This is a genomic window from Vibrio sp. Y176 (assembly GCF_033438945.1).
In genome coordinates this window covers 1-814 of the sequence record NZ_JAWOQS010000320.1, presented here as the reverse complement: position 1 = coordinate 814, position 814 = coordinate 1, and the positions used below count along the sequence as shown (strand labels likewise).

Annotated in this window: 1 protein-coding gene; it reads left to right on the top strand. The window is 49.5% G+C overall.

Annotated features, from left to right (window positions below):
- Positions 1-814, top strand: an 814-nt coding sequence (locus R7O13_RS25820) for a FimV/HubP family polar landmark protein (RefSeq protein ID WP_318305067.1), incomplete at both ends; no start/stop codon positions are given.

The following is an 814-nucleotide window of genomic DNA, read 5'->3' as shown; positions in this document are numbered from 1 at the left end:
CACTGTGGTCGATTGCTTCTGAGCTAAGACCGTCACGTAATGTCTCGGTACAACAAACGCTTCTCGCCATTTATCGAATCAACCCTCAAGCGTTTGACAATCAAAACATCCACGAGCTGATCCCAGGCAGCCGTCTTCGTGTTCCTTCATTAGAGCAAGTTCGCAGTGCGACGACTGAGCAAGCTGTTGCCATTATGAAGGCGCATGAGTTACGACTAAAACAACCCAAGCCAGAAAAGCCAGCTCCAGTTAAACAGATAGAGGTTAAACCTAAACCTGTTGCAGAGCCGACTGCGCCAAAACCGCCAGTTGTTACTCCACCAAAACCTGAACCAGTTAAACCTGTTGAAACGACAGCAAACGTGCCACCAGTTTCGACGTCACCGCAAGGTGAAAAGCAGGTTAGTGATCTAAAAGACAAGCTGCAGGGCTCGCAAAGTGAGCTTGAATCACTAGAAGAGAAAAACCATCGTCTGCGCCTCATGTTGTCTCAAGTTCAGAGCGAAGTTGAAACACTCAAAAGCGAGCTTAACGACGAAGAGCGAATTCGTTCGGAAGTGGAAAAGCTGTTGGCAGAAGAGCGCCAACGTGTTGCTGAGCAGCAACGCATGCAGCCAAGTACGATGGATAAGATTCTATCCAATGGTTGGCTAGTCGGACTTGCAGCTCTGATTCCCGGGGCACTGCTAGCGTTGTTGGTTGTCATGCTACTTGGTCGTCGCTCGAAATCGAAAGAAGAGGAAGCAGCGCAGCAGCAGACACAAGATATCGATCCGCTTGCGGCTCCAATTGGTTTAGCCGCAGCTGACCAACT